At 62.5% G+C, this 530-nt stretch carries 1 protein-coding gene; it reads right to left on the reverse strand.

The window, feature by feature from the left end; translation table 11 throughout:
* Positions 1 to 32: 32 nt before the first annotated feature.
* A partial coding sequence (locus tag D7X94_RS18050; protein WP_207667191.1) for a hypothetical protein occupies positions 33 to 530 on the reverse strand: 498 nt, incomplete at its 5' end.

Here is a 530-nt window from a genome sequence, read left to right on the forward strand (position 1 = left end):
TACGTCAAAAGGCCTCACTCCCTTTTGAGGGCTTATCCATTCCCCAGCAGCTCCCGCAGCATCTGAACTTGTTTGCGCCGGGCATCGTTCCATGCGGCATACCAAGCGGCACGCCTAGCGGAATCCCTGGCGGCACACTCAGCGGCATACTCAGCGGTACGCCTAGCGGCACACCACGCGGCATACTCAACGGCATCCATAGCGGCACACCTAGCGGCACACCACGCGGCCCTCTCAGCGGCATACTCAGCGGAATCCATGGCGGCACACTCAGCGGCATACTCAGCGGTACGCCTAGCGGCACACCACGCGGCATACTCAACGGCATCCATAGCGGCACACCTAGCGGCACACCACGCGGCCCTCTCAGCGGCATACTCAGCGGAATCCATGGCGGCACACCAAGCGGCGTCCATAGCGGCACACCAAGCGGCATACTCAGCGGCATCCCTCGTGGCATCCCTCGCGGCGTCTCGGGCTTCTTCCAACTGCCTATCGGTAATTTCTCCCCGCATCCATTTCCGCTTGGC

This window comes from Acutalibacter sp. 1XD8-33 (genome assembly GCF_003612555.1).
GTDB lineage: Bacteria > Bacillota > Clostridia > Oscillospirales > Acutalibacteraceae > Acutalibacter.